21 protein-coding genes and 1 pseudogene are annotated in these 24130 nt (G+C 58.5%); 9 read left to right on the plus strand and 13 right to left on the minus strand.

Annotated elements, in window-relative coordinates; all coding sequences use genetic code 11:
* Positions 1-24: 24 nt before the first annotated feature.
* The 6 genes and pseudogenes from BLU85_RS31730 to BLU85_RS13910 all read right to left on the minus strand — a co-directional run.
* Positions 25-1518 (minus strand): annotated as a pseudogene (locus tag BLU85_RS31730) (methyl-accepting chemotaxis protein); the annotation flags it as partial.
* Between the two features lie 21 nt (positions 1519-1539).
* Positions 1540-3669 (minus strand): chemotaxis protein CheA, encoded by a 2130-nt coding sequence (locus BLU85_RS13890; protein WP_092202883.1) that lies wholly within the window; start codon positions 3667-3669, stop codon positions 1540-1542.
* 16 nt (positions 3670-3685) lie between these two features.
* A complete protein-coding gene (locus tag BLU85_RS13895; RefSeq protein ID WP_092202881.1) occupies positions 3686-4000 on the minus strand; it encodes an STAS domain-containing protein in 315 nt (104 codons plus the stop codon).
* A gap of 32 nt (positions 4001-4032) precedes the next feature.
* On the minus strand, positions 4033-4401 hold the full coding sequence (locus BLU85_RS13900; RefSeq protein ID WP_013692986.1) for a response regulator: 369 nt from the start codon (positions 4399-4401) through the stop codon (positions 4033-4035).
* 11 nt (positions 4402-4412) lie between these two features.
* Positions 4413-5093: a hypothetical protein gene (locus tag BLU85_RS13905; RefSeq protein WP_256326578.1), complete on the minus strand. Its 681-nt coding sequence runs from the start codon at positions 5091-5093 to the stop codon at positions 4413-4415.
* 248 nt (positions 5094-5341) lie between these two features.
* On the minus strand, positions 5342-6595 hold the full coding sequence (locus BLU85_RS13910) for a cyclic di-GMP phosphodiesterase (RefSeq protein WP_092203048.1): 1254 nt from the start codon (positions 6593-6595) through the stop codon (positions 5342-5344).
* 400 nt (positions 6596-6995) lie between these two features.
* Between BLU85_RS13910 and BLU85_RS13915 the strand changes: the two genes are divergently transcribed.
* The 5 genes from BLU85_RS13915 to BLU85_RS13935 all read left to right on the plus strand — a co-directional run bounded on the left by BLU85_RS13915 (position 6996) and on the right by BLU85_RS13935 (position 11713).
* Positions 6996-7697 (plus strand): hypothetical protein, encoded by a 702-nt coding sequence (locus BLU85_RS13915; RefSeq protein ID WP_092202879.1) that lies wholly within the window; start codon positions 6996-6998, stop codon positions 7695-7697.
* A gap of 277 nt (positions 7698-7974) precedes the next feature.
* Positions 7975-8775, plus strand: a complete 801-nt coding sequence (locus BLU85_RS13920) for a helix-turn-helix domain-containing protein (protein WP_092202877.1) — start codon at positions 7975-7977, stop codon at positions 8773-8775.
* 57 nt (positions 8776-8832) lie between these two features.
* Positions 8833-10257, plus strand: coding sequence for an NAD(P)/FAD-dependent oxidoreductase (locus BLU85_RS13925; RefSeq protein WP_092202875.1), 1425 nt, complete (start codon positions 8833-8835; stop codon positions 10255-10257).
* A complete protein-coding gene (locus tag BLU85_RS13930; RefSeq protein ID WP_092168971.1) occupies positions 10254-10595 on the plus strand; it encodes a cupin domain-containing protein in 342 nt (113 codons plus the stop codon). The genes BLU85_RS13925 and BLU85_RS13930 overlap by 4 nt, the downstream gene beginning before the upstream one ends.
* A 44-nt stretch (positions 10596-10639) precedes the next feature.
* Positions 10640-11713, plus strand: coding sequence for a polyamine ABC transporter substrate-binding protein (locus BLU85_RS13935; protein ID WP_092202873.1), 1074 nt, complete (start codon positions 10640-10642; stop codon positions 11711-11713).
* A gap of 244 nt (positions 11714-11957) precedes the next feature.
* On the opposite strand, the gene BLU85_RS13940 is transcribed toward BLU85_RS13935, so the two are convergent.
* Positions 11958-12713: an SDR family oxidoreductase gene (locus tag BLU85_RS13940; protein ID WP_092202871.1), complete on the minus strand. Its 756-nt coding sequence runs from the start codon at positions 12711-12713 to the stop codon at positions 11958-11960.
* A 99-nt stretch (positions 12714-12812) separates the two neighbouring features.
* On the opposite strand from BLU85_RS13940, the gene BLU85_RS13945 reads away from it, so the two are divergent.
* Together BLU85_RS13945 and BLU85_RS13950 are read left to right on the plus strand one after the other, a co-directional pair.
* Positions 12813-13721: an AraC family transcriptional regulator gene (locus BLU85_RS13945; RefSeq protein ID WP_092202869.1), complete on the plus strand. Its 909-nt coding sequence runs from the start codon at positions 12813-12815 to the stop codon at positions 13719-13721.
* 28 nt (positions 13722-13749) lie between these two features.
* Entirely contained in the window at positions 13750-14055 is a 306-nt protein-coding gene (locus BLU85_RS13950) for an NIPSNAP family protein (RefSeq protein ID WP_092202867.1), read from the plus strand.
* On the opposite strand, the gene BLU85_RS31155 is transcribed toward BLU85_RS13950, so the two are convergent.
* The 5 genes from BLU85_RS31155 to fdhF form a co-directional block, all read right to left on the minus strand.
* On the minus strand, positions 13981-14289 hold the full coding sequence (locus tag BLU85_RS31155; RefSeq protein WP_170847607.1) for a hypothetical protein: 309 nt from the start codon (positions 14287-14289) through the stop codon (positions 13981-13983). The two genes, BLU85_RS13950 and BLU85_RS31155, sit on opposite strands and share 75 nt — an antisense overlap.
* A gap of 162 nt (positions 14290-14451) precedes the next feature.
* A complete protein-coding gene (cydB, locus tag BLU85_RS13955; protein ID WP_092202865.1) occupies positions 14452-15459 on the minus strand; it encodes a cytochrome d ubiquinol oxidase subunit II in 1008 nt (335 codons plus the stop codon).
* Positions 15459-16832 (minus strand): cytochrome ubiquinol oxidase subunit I, encoded by a 1374-nt coding sequence (locus BLU85_RS13960; RefSeq protein ID WP_092202863.1) that lies wholly within the window; start codon positions 16830-16832, stop codon positions 15459-15461. Before BLU85_RS13960 ends, cydB begins: the two co-directional genes overlap by 1 nt.
* A 13-nt stretch (positions 16833-16845) precedes the next feature.
* Positions 16846-17328, minus strand: coding sequence for a helical membrane plugin domain-containing protein (locus tag BLU85_RS13965; protein WP_092202861.1), 483 nt, complete (start codon positions 17326-17328; stop codon positions 16846-16848).
* Positions 17328-20303 (minus strand): formate dehydrogenase subunit alpha, encoded by a 2976-nt coding sequence (fdhF, locus tag BLU85_RS13970; RefSeq protein ID WP_092202859.1) that lies wholly within the window; start codon positions 20301-20303, stop codon positions 17328-17330. The genes BLU85_RS13965 and fdhF overlap by 1 nt, the downstream gene beginning before the upstream one ends.
* Positions 20304-20832: 529 nt before the next feature.
* On the opposite strand from fdhF, the gene BLU85_RS30530 reads away from it, so the two are divergent.
* Positions 20833-21294 carry a hypothetical protein gene (locus tag BLU85_RS30530; RefSeq protein ID WP_139208003.1) on the plus strand — a complete coding sequence of 154 codons (462 nt, stop codon included), beginning with the start codon at positions 20833-20835 and terminating at the stop codon, positions 21292-21294.
* Positions 21295-21723: 429 nt separating this feature from the next.
* Here the strand turns inward: BLU85_RS30530 and BLU85_RS30535 are convergent, their stop codons facing one another.
* Positions 21724-21957, minus strand: coding sequence for a hypothetical protein (locus tag BLU85_RS30535; RefSeq protein WP_139208001.1), 234 nt, complete (start codon positions 21955-21957; stop codon positions 21724-21726).
* Between BLU85_RS30535 and BLU85_RS13975 the strand changes: the two genes are divergently transcribed.
* The coding region (locus BLU85_RS13975; RefSeq protein WP_139208000.1) for a condensation domain-containing protein at positions 21923-24130 on the plus strand (2208 nt) is incomplete at its 3' end. The genes BLU85_RS30535 and BLU85_RS13975 overlap by 35 nt on opposite strands.

The raw sequence follows: 24130 nt of genomic DNA on the forward strand, positions 1-24130 counted from the left end.
CAGGCTGCCCTGGTAATCACCTTTGACGCTGCGGGTCAGGTCACCACCGGACAGGGCCACCATGACGTCCATCGCCTCGCTGAGCGGCGCGACAATCGAGTCCAGCGTGCTATTGATCCCCGCCACGATGCGGCGGAAATCCCCTTGATGACGAGTACTGTCCGCACGGGTATCGAGCCGGCCGATCACGGCATTCTCGCTGAGCATCTGGGTGTCTTCGATCAGTGCCTGGATGTTGCGGCGCAGTTGTTCGATGTTGTCGTTGATAAAGGCTTTTTTGCCGGGGAACTGCGCCAGGGGCGCCGACAGGTCGCCTTCACCGAAGGAGCGTATGCAAGCCATGGCCTGTTTCTTCACGCTGATGTGGCCATCGACCATGTCGTTGATGCCTTGGGCGATCTGACGGTACGAACCTTGGAATCGCTGTACGTCGATATGCACATCGATGTCACCTTTCTCATGCTCGTCCGACATGTGACGCATCTCTTCGATCAACGCCACGATGGTGCTGCGAAGATGCTCGATGGTGACGTTTATGAAAGCCTTCTTGCCGGGGAACGCCTGGAGGGGCGCCTGCAGATCGCCCTCACTGATCGATTTGATACAGGCCATGGCTTGCTTCTTGACGTTGATATGCCCGACGACCATGTTGTTGATGCCTTGTGCCATCAGCCCATAGCTGCCAGCGAAGCCTGCCGCATTGATTTGCACGTCGATGTCGCCTTTGTCGTGCTCCGCGGACATGTGATTCATTTCGTTGATCAGTTGATTCAAGGTTGCGCTCAGGCGATCCATGGATCCCATCAGTCCGGTGCGCTCAAGGCCATTGCGGCTACTTTGCATATCCAGTTGACCAGCCACGAACCGCTCGGCCAGCAGGCGCAGATCGTCGGGCTCGCCGCCCAAGGTATGCAGCAGCCGGCGTACCAGGAAGAAACCGATCAAGCCGATGACCAGCAAGGTGGCGCCGCCGATCAAGGCAATGCTGTAGATCGCCGTCTGTTCGGTCGACGCCGCGATCGCCGCCTTTTTACTTCCCAGGTCCAGGTTGTACTGGCGGATATCATTCAAGGCGGAAGTGACCTTTTCACGCGTCACCTCCAGCTCGAGCAGCAGACTACGGGCTTCAGGAGCTGCACTCCTGAGGGCATTGTCGAAACGTTCCACGCCCCGGTTGTATTCGTTGACTGTACTGCGCAAGGCGCTGAGCAGCGTTGCATCACGATCGTCGGAGACGAACTCTTTCTGGTAGCGATCGAGTGCCTGGAGGACCGACTCCTTGTCACTTTGCTGGGAATTACCGGCAGGTCCGGACAGGCTCTGCCATTGGCGGCTGTGGTTATCGGCCAGCGCCAAGGCCACTTGATCCAGCAACTGCAGGCTGGGCACGGTATTGACTTGCGCATAGCTGGCGGTGCTCCTGACCCCACCCATCAGATAAAGACTGAGACTGACCAGGACCAGGATGCCCAACAGAGCAGAGGCGACCAGCAGCGAGATATTTTTTTTGACGGTCATGATGCTGTACTCCAGGGAAAACTATTGAGTCAATTCAGGGCTGAGGGTCGTACCGTGCTTCTGTTGGCTGACGACTTGCCCGAGTAGTTTGGGAATATCCAGGATCAACGCGACTGCTCCGTTCCCCAGGATGGTGAAGCCGCCCAGTCCATGAGCTGTACCGAAAATCTTGCCCAGCGGCTTGATCACCGTCTGGAACTCACCCAGCAATTGATCGACGACCAGGCCCACCCGCATCCCCGCGTAATGCACCACCACGATGTTTTCACGGCCGTGGTTAGGCTCATCGATGGCGAACATCTCGCGCAGGCGCAGGACCGGAAGAACCGAGCCCCGCAGATCGAGAAACTCCTGATTACCGCCGTCATCGGTCGACAACTCGATGCACTCCTCGACCAGGTCCAGAGGCACGACATAAGAGGCATTGCCGACCCCGATCAGAAAACCATCGATGATGGCCAGGGTTAGCGGCAGGCGGATACGCACCGTGGTGCCCACGCCCTCCTCGCTTTCCAGATTGACCGAACCGCGCAGGGCCAGGATGTTCCGTTTGACGACATCCATCCCCACGCCGCGCCCGGACAGGTTGCTGACCTGATCGGCCGTGGAAAAGCCGGGTTCGAAAATCAGGTTGAGAATGTCGCCGTCGGCCAACTGTTGCCCTTCGGCAACCAGGCCGCGCTCCATCGCCTTGGCCAGGATGCGTTGCTTGTTCAAGCCACCACCGTCGTCACTGACTTCAATGACGATGCTGTTAGCCTCGTGATAGGCATTGAGGCAAACCGTGCCCTGCTCCGGCTTGCCACGGTCACGGCGCAGTTGGGAAGGTTCGATGCCGTGGTCCATGGCGTTGCGCACCAGGTGGGTCAGGGGATCGCCGATGCGCTCGACCACCGTCTTGTCCAGCTCGGTCTCGGCGCCAAGGACCTGCAAGACGATGTCCTTGCCCAGCTCCTTGGAGACATCGCGCACCACCCGCTGGAAGCGGTTGAATGTGCCGCCAATCTGCACCATTCGCAGGGTCAGGGCACAGTCGCGCACTTCTTCGACAAGACGCGAGAGCGAACTTGTCGCTTCAATCAGCTCGCCGATGCCACTTTGGATGGCCCCCAGGTTGGCGCCAGCGCCGGCGATGATCAGCTCGCCCACCAGGTTGATCAGTTGATCCAGTTTGCCGGCGTCGACCCGAATCAGATTACCTTCGGCCGGACGGGCCTCTTTTGCCATCCGGCTCTTGGTCACGTCATCGCGCATCGCCTGGTCTGGCACCACGGGGGCAACCGCAACGGTCGTCGACTCGTCAGGAGACGAACCGGCCAGCCAATCCTCACGGGTCACGGAACCACAGGCGATGAATGCCTCCACCATGGCATCGGGCTCAGCATCGAGTCGGCCGATCAGCGCCCGGAAACCTGTCAGGTCGCCGTTGCACGGCAACACGCAGATCTGGCTACCCTCGCGAACGAAGTCGAACGCCCCTTCAATGGTGGCCTGGCCGGCATCGCTGACAAACCCCAGTTCAAACCCCAGGTAACACGCTTCCGGATCCATCGTTGCGATACCCGGCATACCATCGGTGATGCACACGACGGCGCCGATTTGGCCGAAACTGTTGAGGTAGCGCAGCAACGACAGCGGATCCATACCGTTACGCAGGACGTCCGGACACAGGCGAAGGGACAGATGCCAACGCGCGGCACAAGCCGATTGCGGCGGCTCGATCGGTGCCTGGGACGGCTCAGGTTCGTGACGGTTTTCCAGGTAACGGTTGAGACGCTCGACCAACGCCGCGCCCTGCCGCTCATGCGCTGCGGTCATGCCTTGCAAGTCACCGTGGCTGGCAAGCAATTCAATCAGCGTGCACAGGTGGTCCCGCACTTCCAGGAACAAGGCACTCAGCGACTCGTCCACCCGCAGTTCATGTCCACGGACCCGATCCAGTACGCTTTCCGCCACGTGGGTAAAGGCAACGATCGGCGTGAAGCCGAACAGGCCGGCGGAACCTTTGATGGTATGGGCGACGCGAAACAGCGCGTTGATGGTGTCCATATCGTCCGGCGCCTGTTCGATCTGCAACAGCGCGTCTTCCATCAGGAGCAGAAGCTCCTGGCTTTCGGCGATGAACGTCTGTAGCACATCGTCCAGATTCATGGGCGAACTCATGGTTTCAACCTCTCTGCCGACGGGTCGTCGACTCGTCGAAAAAGCTGTGCAGCCCGCTCATATCCAGTGCATCGAGCACCGCTGTGCTGTGATTGCTCAGCAGCAGACTGGAGCCGTGACGCAGTGATTCCTGCTTGATCAGCACCAGCAACTGGAGCCCGGCGGTATCCATTTCGTCCACGCCCCCCAGGTCCATTTCGACCTCCTGGGCCAAGGGAAACAGCTCCAGCAACAGGTCTTTGCGTTCAGCAGCGGTGTAAATGGTCAGCGGCCCTTCGAGAACCAGGATCCGACGCAGACAAGCCGTGGTGTTTGTCATGACAACCTCCTTCCCAGGGACTCTGGGCAGCGCTACGGCATGATCAGTTTGGAGACGGCACCCAGCATCTGAGCCGGCTGGAAGGGCTTGACCATCCATGCCTTGGCACCGACGGCCTGGCCCTGTTGCTTCATGGCCTCACCGGTTTCGGTGGTCAGCATGATCACGGGCGTGAACTTGTAGGCCGGCAGTTGTTTGGCGGCCTTGATGAAGCTCAGGCCATCCATGTTCGGCATGTTCACGTCACTGACGATCAGGTGGATCTTGCGTCCGTCGAGCTTGGTCAGGGCGTCGCGCCCGTCGACACCTTCGATGACCTCGTATCCGGCGCCCTTCAAGGTGATGCTCACCACTTGGCGAATGGAAGCAGAGTCATCGACAATCAGGATGGTTTTGCTCATGGGGAAACTCCCTAGAAAAAAGTGATCTCGGATGAAGAGCTGCTCACCACAGGTTTACCGTGATGGATCGCGTGTTGTTCAGGCATCGTGTAGGTGCTTGCCAGTTGTTCGAGCCAGGTATCCGCGTCGATCGGGGCAGGCGTATCGCCGGTGAGGGCCAGTTGCTGGCGTTCGACGATATGCGCATGCAGCTTGCGCAGATCGTTGTTGACCAGGGAAAGCATCTGGCCGACCCGATCCTGGAACTGCAGGGCAACCAACACCCCCGCTATCTGCGCGGCAACGTTTTCGCCTGTGCCATGGGTAGCAGAAGTACCGATGTCCCCCGACAGCGTCGCGAAGCGGTTGCTCAGCTTGAGGATCGATTCCTCGCTGAGGATGCGCGCCGCATCGATCTGGTGGCTCCAGATCGGCAGTACCTGCGCGCATACTTCGCCCAGCCCTTCATCGGGTGAAACGGCCAGCGGTAGATGACCTGGCTGATCGGCTTGCCGGGCGTGCAAACGGGTACTCGCCAAACGCTTGTTCCACATGCCCATGAACAACGAGCCCAGCAAGACAAAAGCGCAACTGACCGCACTGCGCAGGGTGAAGTCCGCGTTGATCAGAATCGCGGCGCAACCGAGCGCTCCCGTCAGCCCCACGGGCAGCATCAGCAAGATCAGGGGGGAGGAAATTACCTGTCCTTTCACCTTCATCTCTCCAGTTCAGTGCGGATCCGGCGGGATCCTGCGCAGACATCCACCCTTGGGATGCCCGGTTTTGTTCGCTTGAAGAGATGATGGCCAAGTAATAGCGATGGAACTATCGGAGCATCCTGATTTACAGCTAAGGATTGCGGCGGCGTCGTAGGAGAATTCCTACGCGCCGCTGACGGAACCCTGGAACGCAAAAAAAAACCAGCGGCAAGCGCTGGTAATAAACTCAGGCTCGCACCGCGCTACCCAAAACGCGCCTCGCAGCCTTGCACCTTGCCGGCCCAGAGCGCTTCAAGGTTCTTGAAACCCCAGGTTTTCTCCGACTCGAAGCTGACAATACTGTCCTGCCCGCAGGCCAGATCAACGCTTTCGGGCGGCAGCGGCGTGCGACTCGACGCCGAGAAGAAAACCTTCACCCTGGGCGTGAGCAAACATTCGGTGTGCTGTTCCATGACCACCGCCAACCTGCCGCTTTGCAGGCGCACCAAAGCGCCCACCGGATAGATGCCAATGCATTTGACGAAGGCGTGAAACACTTTCTGATCGAAATGCCCAGTCCATCCGGCCATTTTTCGAATGGATTCGGCGGGGCACCAGCGATCTCGATAAGGCCGGTCGGACGTCACGGCGTCATACACGTCACAGACGGCTGCCATGCGCGCGAACAGGCTGATTTGGGTTCCACATAACTTATGGGGATAACCACTGCCGTCCACCTTCTCATGGTGATGCAGACAAACGTCCAGCACCCGGGCCGTGAAATGGCTGCTGTCGGCCAGCATCCTGACTCCCGCCTCAGGGTGGGTGCGCATCGTCGTATATTCGCTGTCATTCAAAGCTAATGGTTTAGCCAGGATCGCCGTGGGTATCGTCATCTTGCCCACGTCATGCAGCAAGCCAGCCAACCCGGCTTCCTCCACCAGTTGCGGTGGTAGATCCAGTTGACGAGCCAAACCAATCATCAACCCACAGACCGCGACGGAATGCATGTAGGTATATTCATCGGCGTTCTTGAGGCGCACCAGACTGAGCAGTGCGTCAGGATGACGTAACAGCGAGTCGGATATCTCACCCACCATGTCCGTGACGCGATCGAGCTGAACGATCCGTCCCATTCGCAAGTCGCCGAACATCTCCATGACCGCAGCCTTGGAACTGGAGCAAAGCTTGAGCGCCCTCGACAACTCTTCGCTCATGGGCACCCGGGGATGGGGGCCGGCGGCTTGGGCGCAAGGCCGGTTCGACGCACAAGGGGGTTGCTGTTCACCATGATCCGCCTGCACAAGGCTTTCATCAGGCGCAGAGGCTGGCACATCCGCCCCTTTTGAAGGGTCGATCCACGCACCGGCGATGCCCGAAACAAGGATTTTTTCCAGCACCTCTTCATTCTGGATCAGGAAGCTCTTGTTCCAAAATGGACGTTCTACACAGGAACCAGAGAGCTCCTGGACGTACATTCCTACGCAAAGATCGGTTACACCGATATGTTTCAGCACGATGCAGATCCCCTTTCTGTCCGCAACCGCCTTCCCTGAATTGTCCGAACGCAATCCAAGCGCGGTATGTCTTGGATAGATCTCAGGATTGCCACCCCGGCCCTTGAATAATAGCCATGCGCCATTAAGCATAAAATCAGAGCAGTCCTATTTAGGCTTAGGAATTTTGGATGATGGCGTAGGAATTTCCCTACAAGCTGCCGGGGTCTAATGAAACCGAACACTCCATCAAACGAGAATGCTCGCCAGATCGAGGCGCCTGCGTCATCGCATGCGGCGAACGCAAGCTCCGTGGCTTGAGAAAGTCCGTCGGCGCAGCAGTTTTTCCCGCTGCCCCGTTCTATGATGTCGGCCGGTTGATCAACCTTGTGCCACCTCTCGGACCTGATACGGAGATCCCATGTCCTGTGTACCCGCCTTTACCGATTTTCTGCTGACCCATCTGCAACAAGAAGAACGCAAACGCATGCTCAAATCAATCGTCGTCACCGTAGCGCCAGAGCTGTGGCTGAGCCTGGAGTCGGCAGCTCTGCTGGACATCCATCGTGATCGGTTCGGTCTCGGTGGACAGTTGGATGATTGTGAAGCGTTCAAGCCGGACAGCGCCCTGCCCGCCCGCATCAACGTTCCCCGTTGGCTGATCGCCGCCGAACGGCGCAAGGTCGATATCTGGGTCGAAGACAGCTACGGCGAAGCACCGTCGAAAGCTATCGAGTTCAAGATCGTTCACAACAACAAGGACGCTTACAACAAAATCAAGGGCATTCGTAAAGACCTGATCAAGCCCATTGCCTGGACTGAGCCCAACGAAATCATCGAGCGCTGGGGCATCGTACTGCTGGTCTACTCACGCTTTTACCGGGACCAGCAGGGTGGCTACAGCTATGGAAAATTCGCGACCTGCGAAGAGTTTCTGAACACCTTCAGCGAAAGCCTGAGCGACAGCGCTGCCCGATACGCAACAGCTCCCCCGCTTGAGCTGACCATGGCCCCGACCCTGGTGACCGACCTGTGCGACGCCAACTACATCGCTCCTGGCAATGGTGCGGGGGTGTATCTGGCACTGGTCAAACCCAAACAGGCCGCACTCGCTTCGCTGTAACCGTGCTGGCTGCGCCAGATATGGCGCAGCTCTTTGCTCCCACAGGCTTGTATCGTTTGATCCTTAACTGACTGGCATTACCCGAAGGTCCTTTTTTCTTTCACCATGGAGTTCAGTGGAGCCCATGGAACAATAATTGGAGCGGGAAACGAGACTCGCATCTGGCGTCCGCCCCATTGAAATCTTGGCGAGCTCAGGTATGCGGCGGCTGTATTTGTCCAGTGAGCCACTGCAGGGCTAGACTGGCGCTAGCCCTCAGTGTCACGCCGGTCAGCCAATGCCTCTTCTTCCGCCAGATACCGCCGAACAGACAGCGCTGACCCTCGAAGTGGTGCTGCGTTACCACATGGCGTGGAAACGCCGCGACTTGGAGGCGATTCTCGCGATTTATCACCCGCAAGTGCAGTACAACGATTTTTTCCAGAACCGCAGCATGGGCCTGACCGAGTTGCGCGCTTACATCACCAGCACGCTACCGCGTCATCCCGACGAGTATCTTGAACACAACGACCGCATCCGTGCAGATGGCTGTACCGCATTCATCCAGTACCAGACAGCGCTGAAAGGCAGTGGCGAGCGGGTGGTTTTTCGCACCAGCGAAGCCATCACGGTATGTGATGGCCTGATCCTTCGCATAAACGAATATGCCTCACTGGTGCGCGACAGCGAGCCCCAGACTGGGCGCCACGCCCCGGCCATCAGTAAACTGGGGCTCTCGGCGCGTCAGCTGACGTTCATGGCGCGAGACTTGGCCGACTATTTCACGCGCCAGCAGCCCTTCCTCGACCCGGATCTGGACCTTGCACGGATTGCCAGCGCCACCGGGTACAGTCGCAACCAGCTGTCTTACCTGCTGAATCAAGTGCTGGGACAAAGCTTCTATCGCTACGTGACCCAAGCCCGGTTGGCCTACCTGCTTGAGCACCTGGCCAATCACGGTGAAAACGCGCCCATCGATGCCCTTGCGGCGAGTGCCGGATTCAATTCCACCTCGGCGTTCTACAAGGCCTTCCGAAGTCATACCGGCTGCACACCCAAGGCGTGGTTGAAAGCCAATTGCGCGCGTGCCCGCAGATAACACAGCCCCCGTCGCAGCGCATTAATCTCTATCGGCAATCAACCGATGGAGCATGGGATGTCTGGCTGGGGTGGTGTGAGTTTGTGGATGGAGCAACTCGGCGAGGCGCTGACGCCGCGCCCGGCGTTGTATCAGGATCTGCAAGCAGACGTTGTGATTATCGGCGCCGGTTACAGTGGCCTCTGGACGGCCTATTACCTTAAACAGCAAGCACCGCACCTGAACATCGTCATCGTTGAAGCACAGATTGCCGGCTTCGGCGCCTCCGGCCGTAATGGCGGCTGGTTGATGGGCAACCTGCTGGGCGAAGACCGGCTCCTGGGCCCCTTACCTGCCGCGCAACGTCACGCGGGTTACCAACTGCTGCATGCAATCCCCGACGAGGTGGCGCGAGTGTGCCACCTCGAAGGCATCGATTGCGAGCTGCGCAAAGGCGGCGTGCTGTACTGCGCGGCACGTTATCCCGAGCAAGAACGGCGCCTGCGCGAACAACTCGATGCTGTCCGTGCGCAAGGCCTGGGGGAAGACGACTACCACTGGTTGAGCCCCCAGGCCTTGCATGAACAGTTGAATGTGGCCCAGGCGTACGGCGCCCTGTACTCACCTCACTGCGCGACCATCCAGCCTGCACGGTTGGTACGGGGGCTGGCCGAATCCGTCGAACGGATGGGTGTGCGCATTTACGAGCAAAGCGCGGTGCTCGACTGGAAGCCAGGCCAGGTCCGAACCGAGCACGGTCGGGTGAGCGCCGATTGGGTGGTGCCGGCAGTCGAAGGTTATGCCAGCACCCTGCCCCCGTTGAACAAACATCAACTGGCCGCGCAAAGCCTGATCATCGCGACTGAGCCACTCCCGGCCGATGTATGGGCCGAAATCGGCCTGACCCGTGGCCAGGCGTTCAGCGAGAACAGCCGACAAGTCACCTACGGTCAGCGCAGCCGAGACGATCGCCTGGTGTTTGGCGCCCGCGGTGGATATCGCTTTGGCGGTCGCCTGCGCAGTGACTTCAACCTCACTCAGGCCGAACGAGCATTGCGGCAACACCTGTTTAGTGAACTCTTTCCGATCCTGCGCAATGTACGCCTGACCCATGCCTGGGGCGGCAATCTGGGGGTTGCCCGGTCCTTTCATCCGCACATGCTCGCCGACCGTCGCCAGCGCATCGCACTGGCGGGTGGCTACGGAGGTGAAGGTGTAGGCGCCAGCAATCTGGGCGGCCGAACCGTGGCGGCGTTGATTCTTGGCCAAGACAACGAACTGACTCGCCAACCCTGGGTGCTGGATGATCGTCCCCTGGCCTCGTTGCCACGATGGGAGCCCGAGCCTCTGCGCTGGCTGGGTTACAACGCCATTATCCAGAGCTTCGTTCACGAGGATCAGGTATTGGCCAATCTCCATGCGCCACGCTGGCGTCGCTGGATGGCTGAAGGGCTGGCCGGTTGCATGGAACGTCTAATGAAGTCCAAGGAGCCGTTTGCATGAAGATCGATCATTTCCGCGACACCGCCCGTTTGCCTCTCGGTGAGCCTGGCGCTGTGGGTGTACCGCTGGGCGAGCCGCTTTCACAGGTTGCCACGGCATGCGTCGAACGCGACGACGGCGTCGAGGCCGGCGTGTGGGAATGCACCCCCGGCCGCTGGCGGCGCCAGATCGTGCAACAGGAGTTCTGCCATTTCATCCAGGGGCGTTGCACCTTCACCCCGGACGGTGGTGAGGCCCTACATATCCAGGCCGGCGACGCGTTGATGTTCCCTGCGAACACGACGGGAATCTGGGATGTACAAGAAACCGTTCGCAAGAGCTACGTACTGATTTTCTGAACTGCCTTCATCCATAACGCCTAGAACAAAGGTTGAGGTCTCGCATGTTGAAGTCGATCTTTCCGTTACTGTTGATCGCGTCTACCGCTCAGGCAGCAGACACCGTCAGGATCTACAACTGGAGCAGCTACATCGCTCCAGATACCCTGCAAAACTTTACCGCCCAGACCGGGCACCAGACTCAATATGACCTGTACGACAGCAACGAGGTGCTCGACGCCAAACTGATGGCCGGCCATTCAGGGTATGACGTGGTGTTTCCGTCCAACCACTTCATGGCCCGACAGATCACGGCCGGCGCACTCAAACCGCTGGACCGCGGCAAACTCCCGAACTGGCACAACCTCAACCCGACGCTGATGAAGGTTCTGGAGGCCAATGACCCTGGTAACCGCTACGGTTTTCCCTACCTGTGGGGCAGCACCGGCATCGGCTACAACGTGGCCAAGGTCAAGGCAGTCCTGGGCGATGTACCGATAGACTCCTGGGACATCGTGTTCAAGCCGGAAAACATGAAGAAACTCGCCCGATGCGGCGTGGCTATGCTCGACAATGGTCCCGAGATCCTCCCCATCGCCTTGAACTACCTTGGCCTGCCGCATCACAGCAAGGACAAGGCCGACTACGAGAAGGCCCAGGCTCTACTACTCGCTGTGCGCCCCTATGTGAGTTACTTCCACAATTCCAAGTACACCAGCGACCTTGCAACGGGTGACGTCTGTCTGGTCGTGGGATTTTCCGGCGACGTGATGCAGGCCGCAGCGCGAGCTAATGAAGCCGGGAACGGCCAGCAGATCGCCTACGCCATCCCCAAGGAAGGCTCACCGATGTGGTTCGACATGGTCGCCATGCCCGCCGATGCGCCGAATGAAAGCGCCGGTTACGAATTTCTCAACTACCTGCTGGACCCCAAGGTGATGGCTGGCATCAGCAATCATGTGCACTATGCCAACGGCAACACCGCCGCCGAGGGGCTCGTCGACAAGGCCATCCTCAACGACCCGATGGTGTACCCGCCTGACAGCGTGATGAAAAAACTCTTTGTACTGGAGGCAATGCCCTTAGAGAACGACCGGCTGCGCACACGGGTCTGGAGCCGGATTAAGAGCGGGCAATGAAACCTGTCGCCGATGAAGCAGGCACCCGGATCATCGGCGACATCTCCCAGGCCTCATTCAAAAGCCTGTGGCCAAATGCAGCAGCATCGACGCAAGTCTGAACACTTGAAGAGGCTGGACTCGTTAGGCGCCCACAAAACGATGACGCACTTCCATATTGGTACTCGGGCGCCTCCGGGCAAGCGCTCCTAGAGTCGATGGGCAACTGATACAAGTTCAATCACGAGTTTCATCAATCACGCATTTATGCAGATGTCCTTTGCTCACTTTCCAGAGCAACGGCGTCAGCACCAGCAACAATGCGCATTGGCGAGGCTGGGTCATTCGCTGCACGCCATATCGCTTCAACGACGTCCTGGGCCTCAGTGACGACGGTTGATAGCGACCACTCTGCAAACACCTGCTGCGCCAGATCGGAGTACGCCTCCGGGATGCTGCCTTGCATCCGTGGTTGTGCATTCTTACCGAAATCGGTCGAGGGAGCGCGCCCCGGAAGCACCAGGTTCACCCGGACATTAAACGGTTCAAGCTCGAGCGCGAGAGACTCGGTGAACGCATTCACCGCAGCCTTGCTGGCTGTATAGATGCTGAGCAGCGGCAACGACTTTATCGTTACGCTTGAAGTGACGTTAATGACAACCCCGGATCTACGCTGCCGAAACTGCGGTAGCACCGCCTGAATCATCGCCATGGTGCCAAAGGTGTTGGTCTCAAAAAGGCTACGAATCGCTTCCATTGAGATGCCTTCGAGGGCGCCGAGTAACCCGATACCGGCATTATTGACCAGCACGTCGATGGGGCCCACGGCCTCTATTACCTGTTGGATACTGCTCGGATCGGTGACGTCCAGGGCAAGCACGCGCAGATGCTCGGATGCTTCAAAGAGCCTTTCGTTTGGGCTCCGCATCGTCGCGATAACCTTCCAGTTGTGCTCGAGAAAATATCGGGTGGTGGCCAGACCAAAGCCAGAGGAACAGCCAGTAATCAGCACAGTTTTCATGGGCGTTTCCGTTGAATGATTGACAGGATTACAACGATAGGCTGTCGTACCCGGACTTAATATCATCGCCAGTCCGCTAATCTTTCGCAGGAGTCCGAGATGTTCGATCCGCTCGCGGAGGTAGTCACCCTGCTGCAACCGGGTGCCTCATTTTCCAAAGTCGTCAGTGGCGCCGGAGCCTGGCGTATTCGCCGCTCGGTGTACGGTCAGCCCTTTTACTGCGCGATTCTTGAAGGTGGATGTCGGTTTTCAGTAGCCGGGAATCCGACGATAAGCTTGAAGACCGGCGACTTCGTGCTGGTCCCGGCCGCCTATGATTTCACGATGATGAGTCTTCAGCCGATGGCAGCCGAAGACACCGATACCGTGCCCGTCGAGATACGGCCGCGTGACATTCGTCTCGGCACACCCGACGTCGCGGCTGATGTTCAATTACTGGTAGGTCACTGCACCTTCGGCTCGCCGGACGCTGCGTTACTGGTAGCGCTGCTGCCCCAGCTGATACACGTTCGCGGCGAACGCCGGCTGGCAGTGCTGGTGGAACTGGTTACCGAGGAAGCGCGCGGGCAGCGCCCAGCACGAGATGTCATCCTGGCACACCTGCTTGAAGTGCTGTTCATCGAAGCCCTGCGTTCAACCGCGACCGAAGCCGCACCGGCCGGCCTGCTGCGCGGACTCGGCGACGAACGTCTAGCTACGGCGATACGTCGAATTCACGAGTTTCCGAACCAGCCATGGACAGTGGTGCAGCTAGCCAGAGAAGCCGCCCTCTCGCGCTCCATCTTCTTCGAACGCTTCAAACAAGCAATGGGCATGGCGCCAATGAAGTATTTGCTGACGTGGCGAATGGCGCTGGCCAAAAATCTGCTACGCACTCAGGACGACAGCGTTGCTGAAATCGCGCAACGGGTCGGTTATAGCTCCGTGAGCGCCTTCAGCGTGGCATTTACACGCTATACGGGGATTACACCTGGACGTTATTCACGGGAAATAATCACTACTCCATGATTCCCCCCATTTTAAAAGGAATGATCCAGTGATCACTTGCCACGTCAGGTATGTAATCGATCCCTACCAGATCCCGGCTTTCGAAAGCTATTCTCGCCATTGGATTCGTGTGGTGAACCGTATGGGAGGGAGCCACCACGGCTACTTTCTACCAGCTGAAGGCCCCAACAACATCGCTTACTGTCTATTCAGCTTCTCCAGCCTGGCAGATTATGAGCAGTACCGTAGGGAGGCCGGAGTAGATCCTGAGTGCGTTCAATTAGTGACGCAGGCTACCGAGCAAAAATTCATCCTGAGCTACGAGCGCAGTTTCCTTCGTCCCATTCTTGATTGAAATGACTGTTTTCAGCCGCGCTCGGGCGCGCCAAAGAGGTTGCTTTTGGCTTTCAAGCAGCGCCGCCAGCACTTGCTGCGGATCCTCATTAGCACCATACATAAAGTCAAAGTACGGCGCCTGCGAACCCTGAAACGGGTACAGCGACCCCCAGCCATTGGCGGAACCGGCGAAGCACAGCGTGACATATCGGTACGCCCATTCAGATCCACCCTGCTTGATGCTGCGAAGCACGGCCGCGATTGGCTGGCTTTCGCAGAAACGGATGCATGCCGCTCTTGAGTCAGGCTCCAAAGTCGCGTCGGGTGTGGCTGAATGTGTTGTCCCGTTCACCGGGCATAGTTTCCAACAGAATGAGATATTTTATTTTTGCTATTGAGCGGCAGGAAGACCTGGCTACTCATGCGCAGGTTCAGCTTTGACCTTACCGCGAAAGACCCAAAATCCCCATGTGTTGTAAGCCAGTGTCACGGGCACCAGAACAGCGAAACCGATGAGCATGAAGCCCTGGCTTGAGGCTGGAGCAGATGCTTGGCTGATTGTCAGCGAGGGAGGCAAAATCAATGGATAGAGCGCAATGATCGCAGCAATGAACGCCGTGCCGAACCATCCCAGCACCGCGAACAGCGGAAGAAAGTGGAAGCGGCTGGAAAACGCCCGGTGAAACCCGACCAGCAGAGCGCACTGAATCAGCAAAAGCGTCAGGCTCAGGTTCGATAGAAGAAGATGTTCTCGATAGAACGGTGCCAACAAGCTGGTCCACGCCAAAATGGTTGCAATGCCTGTCAGCGTCAGCCACCCGAGCATCCGCGCCTGTCTTCTGGCCGCCGTTTGTAGAGCTCCCTCAGTACGCCAGTACAGCCAGCAACTGCCCAGCAACGCGTAGCCCACCACGAGCACCGCGCCACACGCCAGCGGAAATGCGCTCAGCCACTCCCAACCGTCTCCGGCAAACTTGCCATCCTGTTGATCGATGCCCTGTATCACGGAGCCCATGATGACACCTTGGCAAAGCGTTGCGATTAACGAGCCAGTCACGAGATTGATGTCAAGCCAGCGCTTCATTCGTGCGGACGCGTCAGCCCGGAACTCCAACGCTACCGCTCTCGTAATCAACGCCAGCAGCATCGCAATGACCGGGATATAGAGCGCGGAAAACAAGACGCCGTAAACCATGGGGAACAGCGCGAGCAGACCGCCGCCGCCAAGCACCAGCCAGGTTTCGTTGCCATCCCAGATCGGCAGGATGGAGTTGACCATGATTTGCTTTTCATCAGGATCATGGCGGGTTGCAAAGAGAATCCCGACCCCCAGATCGGTGCCATCCAGAATCACATAGGTAATGATGGTAAATGCAATCGCAGCGGCCGCCAGATTGGGTAACAGCGCTTCAGATATGGACATCACGATTCCCCCGCGTTGCGCTGCCGTTTATCCGTGATGTCCGTTGATTTCGCCGGCAGTCGGCTGATCGCTCGCAGCAAATAGAAAAGCCCCAGGCCGAAAACCAGCAGGTACACGACCACGATAGCGAGCGTGCTGCCCACGACGAATGGAAGCGGTTGCTGCGAACTGCTGTGGACAGTGCGCATCAATCCATAGACCGTAAATGGCTGGCGTCCGACTTCGGTGACAATCCACCCGCAGATCATGGCCACAAACCCGGCCGGAGCCATGAGAACCGCACAGCGCATCAACCATCGACACTCGAACAACCCACCGCGCCAGCGCAGAAAAAGACTGGCGACACCGAGTGCCACGATGAGCAAGCCTATGCCCACCATGATACGAAACGCGAAAAAGACCGCGGCCACTGGCGGGATGTCTTCGGGCACGAATTCATCGAGGCCCTGTATGGTGCCGGTCCAATCGTGTCGTAAATAAAGCGAGCCGAGATGGGGAATCGCCAGTTCGAAATCATTTCTATGGTTGGCTTGGTCAGGTATCGCAAACAGCCTGAGTGGCTCCCCCTGCCCCGCTTCCGGGCGCTGCCAGGAACCTTCCATCGCGGCCAGCTTCTGCGGTTGGTGGTCCCGGGTGTTTTCACCGTGCAGATCCCCCGCGACGAGCTGGATAGGTCCGACCACCGCCGCCATCCACAATGCCATTGAAAACATCACCCGCGCAGGCGCATGGGTATGATCGCGCAGGAGATGCCAAGCACCCGCGCCGCCCACCAGGGTGGCTGTGCCGAGAAATGCGGCGAGGCTCATGTGCACCATGCGGTAGGGGAACGAGGGATTGAATATGATCTGCAGCCAATCCTCGGCCACGAAGCGACCGTCGCTGGCAATGCTGAAGCCTGCGGGGGTGTGCATCCAGGAGTTCGCTGACAATATCCAGAATGCACTGAACAGCGAGCCAACGGCCACGGCACACGTAGAAAGAAAATGTAACCACGGCCCGACCTTGTTCATGCCGAACAGCATGACCCCGATAAAGCCTGCCTCCAGAAAAAACGCGACCATGACTTCATAGAACATCAGAGGCCCGAGGATGCCTCCTGCCCTGCTGGCCAGCGCGCTCCAGTTGGTCCCGAACTCGAATTCCATGACCAGCCCGGATGCCGTGCCCACGGCGACAGTCAGGGCAAATATCTTCAGCCAGAATCGGTAGACATCCATATAGACTTGACGCTTGCGCCACAACCAGAGTGCCTCCAGTACCATCAGGTAATTGGCCAAGCCGATGGAAAATGCGGCAAGCACGATATGAAAGCTGATGGTGAACGCGAACTGGTACCGCGCCAGCATCAGCGCCGAATCCACCGATTCCATGTGCAAGCTCCGCTCAAGCGCCGCTGGGCTTGCCGGCGAACTGGCTGATCGGTTTGTCGACCGGCCTGTTCATGCCCTCACCCATCGCTTTCAAGCCTTCCACCAGCGGCATGATCGCGCGCCAAAGCGATTCGTCATGCAACAAACGGTAGGCGCCTCGCACGCCTGGCGCGATGTCGTCGTTGTCCGGCGAGGTCCATTGACTGACCGCGGCGCCGGCATCCTTCAGCGCGAAGACCAACCGGTAGAACTCATCGGGCGGGACGCGCGAAAGCGCCATCGCGAGGATCGACAGGTTCTGAATGAAGTTGAGCGTACCTTCCTTGTTCAAACCGTCCACCAGCACCTTGGTGATCGCGGTGTTGGCACAGACCAGGTCATTGGCCATGCGCAGCACACCGTGCTCATGAAGGTTCTGGATCAGACGATCCAGTTCGTCTTTTGCATCAGGCTCGGTCTTGCTCGGTTTTACGTTGTAATCAATAGGCTCGGCCATCAGAACCTCTCCGGATGGGGCGCCGGTGCATCGATCGGCGCGTAATCAGCTCTGGCCCACTTCACCGCCACAGCCACGCCCTCATTCGGCGTCCTGCGGCCGTTTCGGAAATTGCCGCGAGGCAATGCCGACGGCTGAACAGGCTCCTTCAGTATTGTCATCTTCACAGCGGTTTCCTTATAAGCCGGCGTGTTGACGTCTGGATCATGGTGTTCCCCGGTGAGCTCATTGATACCGGGCTTGCCTTGGTGAATTGGCAGGAACAGGACTTTTCCGCGCATCCGGTCGGTGATGACCACCGGTACCACGACCGAGCCTCGGCGTGACGTGATCCGCACCTGGGTGCCTTCCACGAGGCCTCGTTCCGCGGCAAGCTCGGGACTGATTTCGACAAACCAGTTTGGTGACAACGAATCGAGACGGGCGCCACGTCCCGTCTGATTGTTGCCCTGGAAGTGCTCCAGCATGCGTCCGTTGTCCAGCATCAGGTCGAATTCGCTGTCGGGTGCTTCCGCTGGGGCTTTCCACTCGAGCGGGTACAGCACGGCTTTGCCATCGTCGGTGTGGAATCGCTCGGTATAGAGCAACGGTGTATCGGTGCCATCCGGCTTCACCGGCCAGAGGAGTGATTTCCAACCTTCCAGGCGCTCATAACTCGCGCCGGCGAACAATGTGGAGATACCAGCCACCTCCGCAAAGATCTGCGAGGGATGTTCATACCCCCAATCATGTCCCATCCTCTTGGCCAGTTCGGTCAGAATGCGCCAGTCCGGCAGGCTGTTTCCCAGCGGCGCAAACACCTCATAAAAGCGCTGGATCCGCCGCTCGGTGTTGACGAAAGTGCCGTCCTTTTCAACGCTTGGGCAGCCTGGCAGCACGACATCGGCAAACTGCGCGGTGCGACTGAAGAAAATATCCTGCACGACCATGAAGTCGAGCTTCTTGAAGGCCTCGTGCACATTTTCAGTATCGGCGTCGGAAAAGGCCGTCTCCTCACCAATGACATACATGGCCTTGATCTTCTGCTCGGCGGCGTGCTGGACCATCAGGAAATTGTCTTCGCCGACCTTGTTGGACAGTCGTTCGGGAACAACTCCCCAGGCCTTTGCCCATTTAGCCCGGACGCCTTCGTCAGTAACACTTTCATAGCCTGGATAAACATTCTTCAAGCAACCGAAGTCACTGGCCCCCTGAACGTTGTTGTGTCCGCGCATGGGGTAACCACCGGTGCCAGGGCGTCCGTAATTGCCGGTGACCAACAGCAAATTGGACAGAGCGGTGCTGGTATCGGCCCCATGGCTGTGCTGAGTAATGCCCATTGCCCATAACAGACACACACGTTTTGCCTTGCCGATCATGTTCGCAGCGCTGACCAGGTCTGCCTCCGCCAACCCGGTGACTTGCGAAGCGAACGGCAGGGTAAAAGGCTCCAGCGAGCGGCGGTACTCGTCCACCTGGCTCACCCGTGCTTGCAGAAACGCCGTGTCCACCATGCCATGGTCAAACAGGTAACGTGACATTGCGCTGGCCCAGACAATGTCCGTGCTCGATCTGATCTGCAGGAACAAGTCGGCGCGCTCCGCCATTTCATGCTTGCGCGGATCGACCACCAGCAGCTTTTGTCCCCGATGCTTGCGCGCGGCCTTGATTTTCGAAGCGATAACCGGGTGGTTCTCCGCCAGGTTGCTGCCAACCAGGACGATCAGGTCCGCCTGTTCGAGGTCGTTGATCGTACCGGCGTCACCACCGTACCCGACCGTGCGGAAAAGCCCCTGTGTCGCGGGGTTCTGGCAGTAACGCGAAGAGTTGTCGACGCTGTTGGTACCGATGATCAGGCGAGCGATTTTCTGTGTCAGATAAGCTTCTTCGTTGCTGGCCTTGCTGGAACCGATAAATCCAATGGCATCGGAACCATGCTCACGTTTTATCGCCAAGAGGCGGCCCGCGACCCTCGTCAGCGCCTCATCCCAGCTTGCCTCACGGAACTGACCGTTCTCGCGGATCAGCGGCGTCGTCAGGCGCTTTTCGCTGTTCACGAAATCCCAGGCGAACTTGCCTTTGATACAGGTCGATATGCCATTCGCCGGTGCGTCCACCACCGGCTGCACCTTGAGCAGTTTGCGGTCACGGGTCCACATTTCGAATGAACAGCCCACACCGCAATAGGTGCATACGGTTTTGGTGCGCTTGATTTCGGGCTGCCGCCAATGCATGTCCATGACCGAAATAGCGGTAATGGGGGGTGCACCAATCGTATTCTCGAGGGTCTTTACCGCGTCGATAAGCGGCCGCTTGATGTTCTCGGGTATCGACGTCAGTGGTCCGGCATCCGGCTGCATGGTTTTCTCCAGCAACGCATTGCAGGGACAAACCGTGACGCAATGACCGCAGCTCACGCAGCTGGAATCCTCTATCTCGGTGCCGCCATCCCACAACACACGTGGATGGTCCATGGTGAAATCGATGCTCAGCGTTTCATTGACTTCGATGTTCTGGCACGCCTCCACGCAACGGCCACAGAGGATGCATTGATCGGGGTCATACGTATAAAAAGGGTTCGAATGATCCTTGTTGTAGGGCTTGCGTTGGTATTTGTAGCGCTGGATCACGGGGTTCATGTCGGCGACGGTATTATGGAGCGTGCAATCACCCGTGTTGTGCTCGCAGACCGTGCAATAGAGCTCATGCTTGGCAAGGATCCGGTCCATGCCTTCTTCCTGCGCCGCCTTTACGGAGGGCGTGTCACTCACCAGCTTCATGCCGTCGGCAGAACGCAGGGTGCACCCGCGGACCATTTCGCCGTCGTGTTCGATCCAACAAACATCGCAAGTCTGAATCGGCCCGAGGGCTCGGTGATAGCAGACGTGAGGCAGGTCGATGCCCTGCTCTGCCAAGAAATCGATCAGCGGCTGATCAGCCTGTCCACGAAGGGTAAGACCATTGTATTCGACACTGCACTGGTTATTGACGCTCATGGAAACTCGCCTCATTAGCCAACTCACCGCCGTTACAGCGCCCCTGCGAAGCTTGAGGCCGGATGCCTGGACGGAAATGTTCGGTTACAGAATCGATATCTGAGCGCTGAGATTGTTCATTAATTTTGCTAGGTGGTGACACCGGCGGTCACTTCTGCCCAGAGGGTGTCCGATGAGAGGCCCTTTGGCGTGATAACCGGCTCGGTCATGAATCGCCGTAAGGAAAGTGCCATTCATACCCAAGCTAATTCTGGCGTTCCTCTGTCCCTTTGCGGCGAACGACTAGGTCACTTGCACTATTGATATAGATGACTCTCCATCATCAAATGGACCTGAGGAGCGTGCTCGCTGATTCAATAGTGTTTCTGTACTTGCCACTCATTGGGGCATTGAAAAATAATGCAATGCCCCAGCAAGACTGTAGCGCCCACTTTTAGCTTCCTGACTAACAAGCACTCATTCTAAAACAAAGCGACGCAGTTCAGCTTCACACCTTTAAAAACTTCCAACCCAGCCAAGGAAAGACTGTATGTTTTCTTATAAAACACCATTACTCACACTCCTCTCTGTGCTTGCACTCTCATCAACAGGGTGTTCTACAATCGCACCCGAGCGTTCCGCCGCAAGTGAACTTATGGGAAAAAACATTCAGGAAGCCTATAAAAAATTTGGCAAACCCTCTTTGACCTTGACAGAGCATTCAGTAAGCTCAAGCCATGAATTATATGGACAAAAAATATATGTATTCGACCGCTATGGAACCAATTACGACCAGCAAACAGTTGTAGGCTCCAACATGGACACTTCATCCGGACAACTAGTCAATGTCCAGCAGATTCAAACAAAAAATATTCAGGAGCGCTGCACCGTCGCATTCTGGGTTAATAATAACAGTAGTGTAATAGATTATTATGAGGTAAAGGGGAATTGTGGAATATTTGGGTCAGGGCTAGGAAACACTGGAGCGCTTCATTACATGGGCATCAATTAAAAATATTGAGCAATCTCTAAAAACTTTGATTGCCGTCAAGCCTGCTGAAACAGATGACCGTGCAGAGACCGTTCAACAGGCAATTGAGGCAGGGCAACTGATTATCTGGTGGAATCCCTTGGCGAAGGGCTTCGCAGGGATAGTTCGGTTTCGGCAACCAAGGTTCGGTCAGCATTAAAAGGGGGTGTTCCTTCGGTGCCAATCGGGCGATTCAGCCCATTCTAGGTGTCAGGGCTCCACCGTTCGCCGTTGCATCCTAGTGACCGCTCCTACGCTCGCCTCTCAATGTCCCTCGTCCTTGGTTAGCGATCGGACAACGCCCGGGCTCAAGCCTGCGCGGCGGCTCTAGTCCGCGGCGGGGTGGGAAAATGATTGCGATATGACATCGTACAACGATTAAAAAAGAGCTTCCCATTCGCAAAAGCGCTGTTATTTTAAATGCGCATCGAGCCCGCCCCACCCCATCGAAAGACGCCGGAAAACCGTTTCCAGCGCGGCCATATCCGGCCAGGGGATCGGCGTCGAGGCTTGTCTGCCGTTGTTTTCTAAACAGGACCGGTCCGTATCGCGCAGGCCACAAGCCTTGCCGCGTCGACCCAGGGGCACGACCCCTGCACAAGGAGGTGTCATGATCGAACCGCGATGCTTTTCGTTGAGTTCCACGCAACAATCCGTCTGGCTCGACCAACTGCTATCGCCCGACACGCCCTCCTACAACATCGGCGTAACCGTGGAAATCCACGGCACGGTGGACCACGCGCTGTTCGCCGCGGCGCTGCGAGCCGTGGTGGCCCAATTCGATGCGTTGCGGCTGATAATCAGCGACGGCAATGGGCAGGTGCAGCAGCAGGTCGCCGAGCACTTGCAGGTGCCGTTCACCTTCCACGATTGGCGCGATGAGTCCGAAGGCCGGGCTATGGCCGCCATCGAGCAATTGAATCGCACGCCGTTCTCGCTCCGCGGGCAACCTCTGTGGGGCATGGAATGGTTTCAACTGTCCGACACCCATGCATTGTGGAACAGCCGCTACCACCACCTGATCAGCGACGGCACTTCGGTGGGCCTGGTCGGCCAGGCTGTCAGCGCCGCCTACAACCAACTGCTCGTCGGCGAGCCACTCCAACTGGACCCGGTGTTGGCTCAGGGCTATCGCAGCTTTGTCGCCAGCGACCGCGATTACCTCGATTCGGCGCGCCACGCCAAGGCGCGGGATTTCTGGCTGGAGCAGTTCCCGGCACTGCCGGAACCGTTGTTCCAGAGCGCTTCGCCGTCCCGCGATCCGGCCAGCGCCAGCGAGCCGCAGCCCAGTGCCCAGGCGATCTGGATCCTGGGCCACCAGCGCCTGGCCCTCATGACCCAGTGGGCAAGAACCCAGGGCGCGACATTGAGCCATTGTCTGAGCGCATTGCTGGCCGGCTACTTCAGCCGGGTGACCGACCAGCGTGAGCGGCTGGTCATCGGCGTTCCGGTGCACAACCGCAGCAATCCCCTGCAGAAACGGACGGTGGGCATGTTCTCCTCGGTGCTGCCGCTGACGGTCGAGGTCGATCCCGCCGCCAGCTTCGTCGAGACCGTGCAAAAGGTAGCCAGCCAGACCCTGCGCAGCTACCGCCACCAACGCTACCCCCTGCAAAGTCTGCATCGTGAGTTGCGGGCCCGCGCCGGCCACCCCGGCCAGTTGTTCGAGCTGATGCTGTCGGTCGAACAGTACCCCGGCGACGTCAACCTTGCCTCGGCCCGCTGCGCTCTGCGCACCTGGCACAATGGTTATGAGCGCTATCCGCTGGCGATCTATCTGCGGCATTACGAAGCCCAAGTCGAACCCTTCCTGGAATTCAACTACGACCCGCGACTGTTCAGTGCCGAGCAGATGGTCACGCACCTGCGGCGCCTGGAGTGCTTGACCGATCAGGTCCTCGCCGAGCCAACCCGGGCCCTGGGCGACTGGGTGCTGCTGGACACAGCCGAACGGCAGCAGATCCTTGACGATTTCAATGCCACCAGCCGTGACTACCCGGCCGATGAACCGCTGCCGGCGCTCTTCGCCGGGCAGGTGCAACAGCGCCCCGATGCGTGTGCATTGGTGGACGGCGCGCAGACCCTGAGCTATCGCCAGCTCGACCAACGGGCCGAGCGCCTGGCTGGGCATTTGGCGGCCTGTGGGATTGGCACCGGTGATGCGGTGGCGCTGTGCCTGGCCCGGGGCGCGGCATTGATCGTGTCGATCCTGGCGATCCTCAAGCGCGGCGCATGCTACGTACCCATCGACCGGGAGGCCCCGACGGCCCATCAGGCAAGGGTACTGGCGGACTGCGGCAGCGCCTGGTTGCTGGTGGCGGGCGACGATCGGCCCGCACTGGAAAACGTCCGCTTCATTGACGTTGCAGCGCCGGACCATGGATTGGCTGAATCCCACCCGGCCCGCCGGGCCGGCGATGTCGCCTACATCATGTACACCTCCGGTTCCACCGGAACGCCCAAGGGCGTGCAGGTGCCGCACCGCGCCATCACCCGACTGGTGCGCAACAACGGCTTCGCCGGGTTCACCGCCCAGGACCGCTTCGCCCTCGCCGCCAACCCGGCCTTCGACGCCAGTACCCTGGAGATCTGGGGCGCGCTGCTCAACGGTGGCTGCCTGGTGGTCTGCCCGAGGGAAACACTGCTGGACGCGGCCCGCTTCAACGAGCACCTGCTGCGCCACGAAGTCAGCGTGCTCTGGCTCACCGCCGGGCTGTTCCATCAGTACGCCGAGGCCCTGGCGCCGGCCTTCGGCGCGCTGCGCTACCTGATGGTCGGCGGCGACGTGCTCGATCCGCGGCGCATCGAAAAGGTCCTG

It is taken from the genome of Pseudomonas sp. NFACC14 (assembly GCF_900106885.1).
GTDB classification, from domain to species: Bacteria; Pseudomonadota; Gammaproteobacteria; order Pseudomonadales; family Pseudomonadaceae; genus Aquipseudomonas; species Aquipseudomonas fluorescens_AA.

What these genes read in the sequence shown, in the direction of transcription:
- BLU85_RS13890 (WP_092202883.1), bottom strand. Translation starts at nt 3,669, where the DNA reads ATGAATCTGGACGATGTGCTACAGACGTTCATCGCCGAAAGCCAGGAG.
- BLU85_RS13895 (WP_092202881.1), bottom strand. Translation starts at nt 4,000, where the DNA reads ATGACAAACACCACGGCTTGTCTGCGTCGGATCCTGGTTCTCGAAGGG.
- BLU85_RS13900 (WP_013692986.1), bottom strand. Translation starts at nt 4,401, where the DNA reads ATGAGCAAAACCATCCTGATTGTCGATGACTCTGCTTCCATTCGCCAA.
- BLU85_RS13915 (WP_092202879.1), top strand. Translation starts at nt 6,996, where the DNA reads ATGTCCTGTGTACCCGCCTTTACCGATTTTCTGCTGACCCATCTGCAA.
- BLU85_RS13920 (WP_092202877.1), top strand. Translation starts at nt 7,975, where the DNA reads ATGCCTCTTCTTCCGCCAGATACCGCCGAACAGACAGCGCTGACCCTC.
- BLU85_RS13925 (WP_092202875.1), top strand. Translation starts at nt 8,833, where the DNA reads ATGTCTGGCTGGGGTGGTGTGAGTTTGTGGATGGAGCAACTCGGCGAG.
- BLU85_RS13930 (WP_092168971.1), top strand. Translation starts at nt 10,254, where the DNA reads ATGAAGATCGATCATTTCCGCGACACCGCCCGTTTGCCTCTCGGTGAG.
- BLU85_RS13935 (WP_092202873.1), top strand. Translation starts at nt 10,640, where the DNA reads ATGTTGAAGTCGATCTTTCCGTTACTGTTGATCGCGTCTACCGCTCAG.
- BLU85_RS13940 (WP_092202871.1), bottom strand. Translation starts at nt 12,713, where the DNA reads ATGAAAACTGTGCTGATTACTGGCTGTTCCTCTGGCTTTGGTCTGGCC.
- BLU85_RS13945 (WP_092202869.1), top strand. Translation starts at nt 12,813, where the DNA reads ATGTTCGATCCGCTCGCGGAGGTAGTCACCCTGCTGCAACCGGGTGCC.
- cydB (WP_092202865.1), bottom strand. Translation starts at nt 15,459, where the DNA reads ATGTCCATATCTGAAGCGCTGTTACCCAATCTGGCGGCCGCTGCGATT.
- BLU85_RS13960 (WP_092202863.1), bottom strand. Translation starts at nt 16,832, where the DNA reads ATGGAATCGGTGGATTCGGCGCTGATGCTGGCGCGGTACCAGTTCGCG.
- BLU85_RS13965 (WP_092202861.1), bottom strand. Translation starts at nt 17,328, where the DNA reads ATGGCCGAGCCTATTGATTACAACGTAAAACCGAGCAAGACCGAGCCT.
- fdhF (WP_092202859.1), bottom strand. Translation starts at nt 20,303, where the DNA reads ATGAGCGTCAATAACCAGTGCAGTGTCGAATACAATGGTCTTACCCTT.
- BLU85_RS30530 (WP_139208003.1), top strand. Translation starts at nt 20,833, where the DNA reads ATGTTTTCTTATAAAACACCATTACTCACACTCCTCTCTGTGCTTGCA.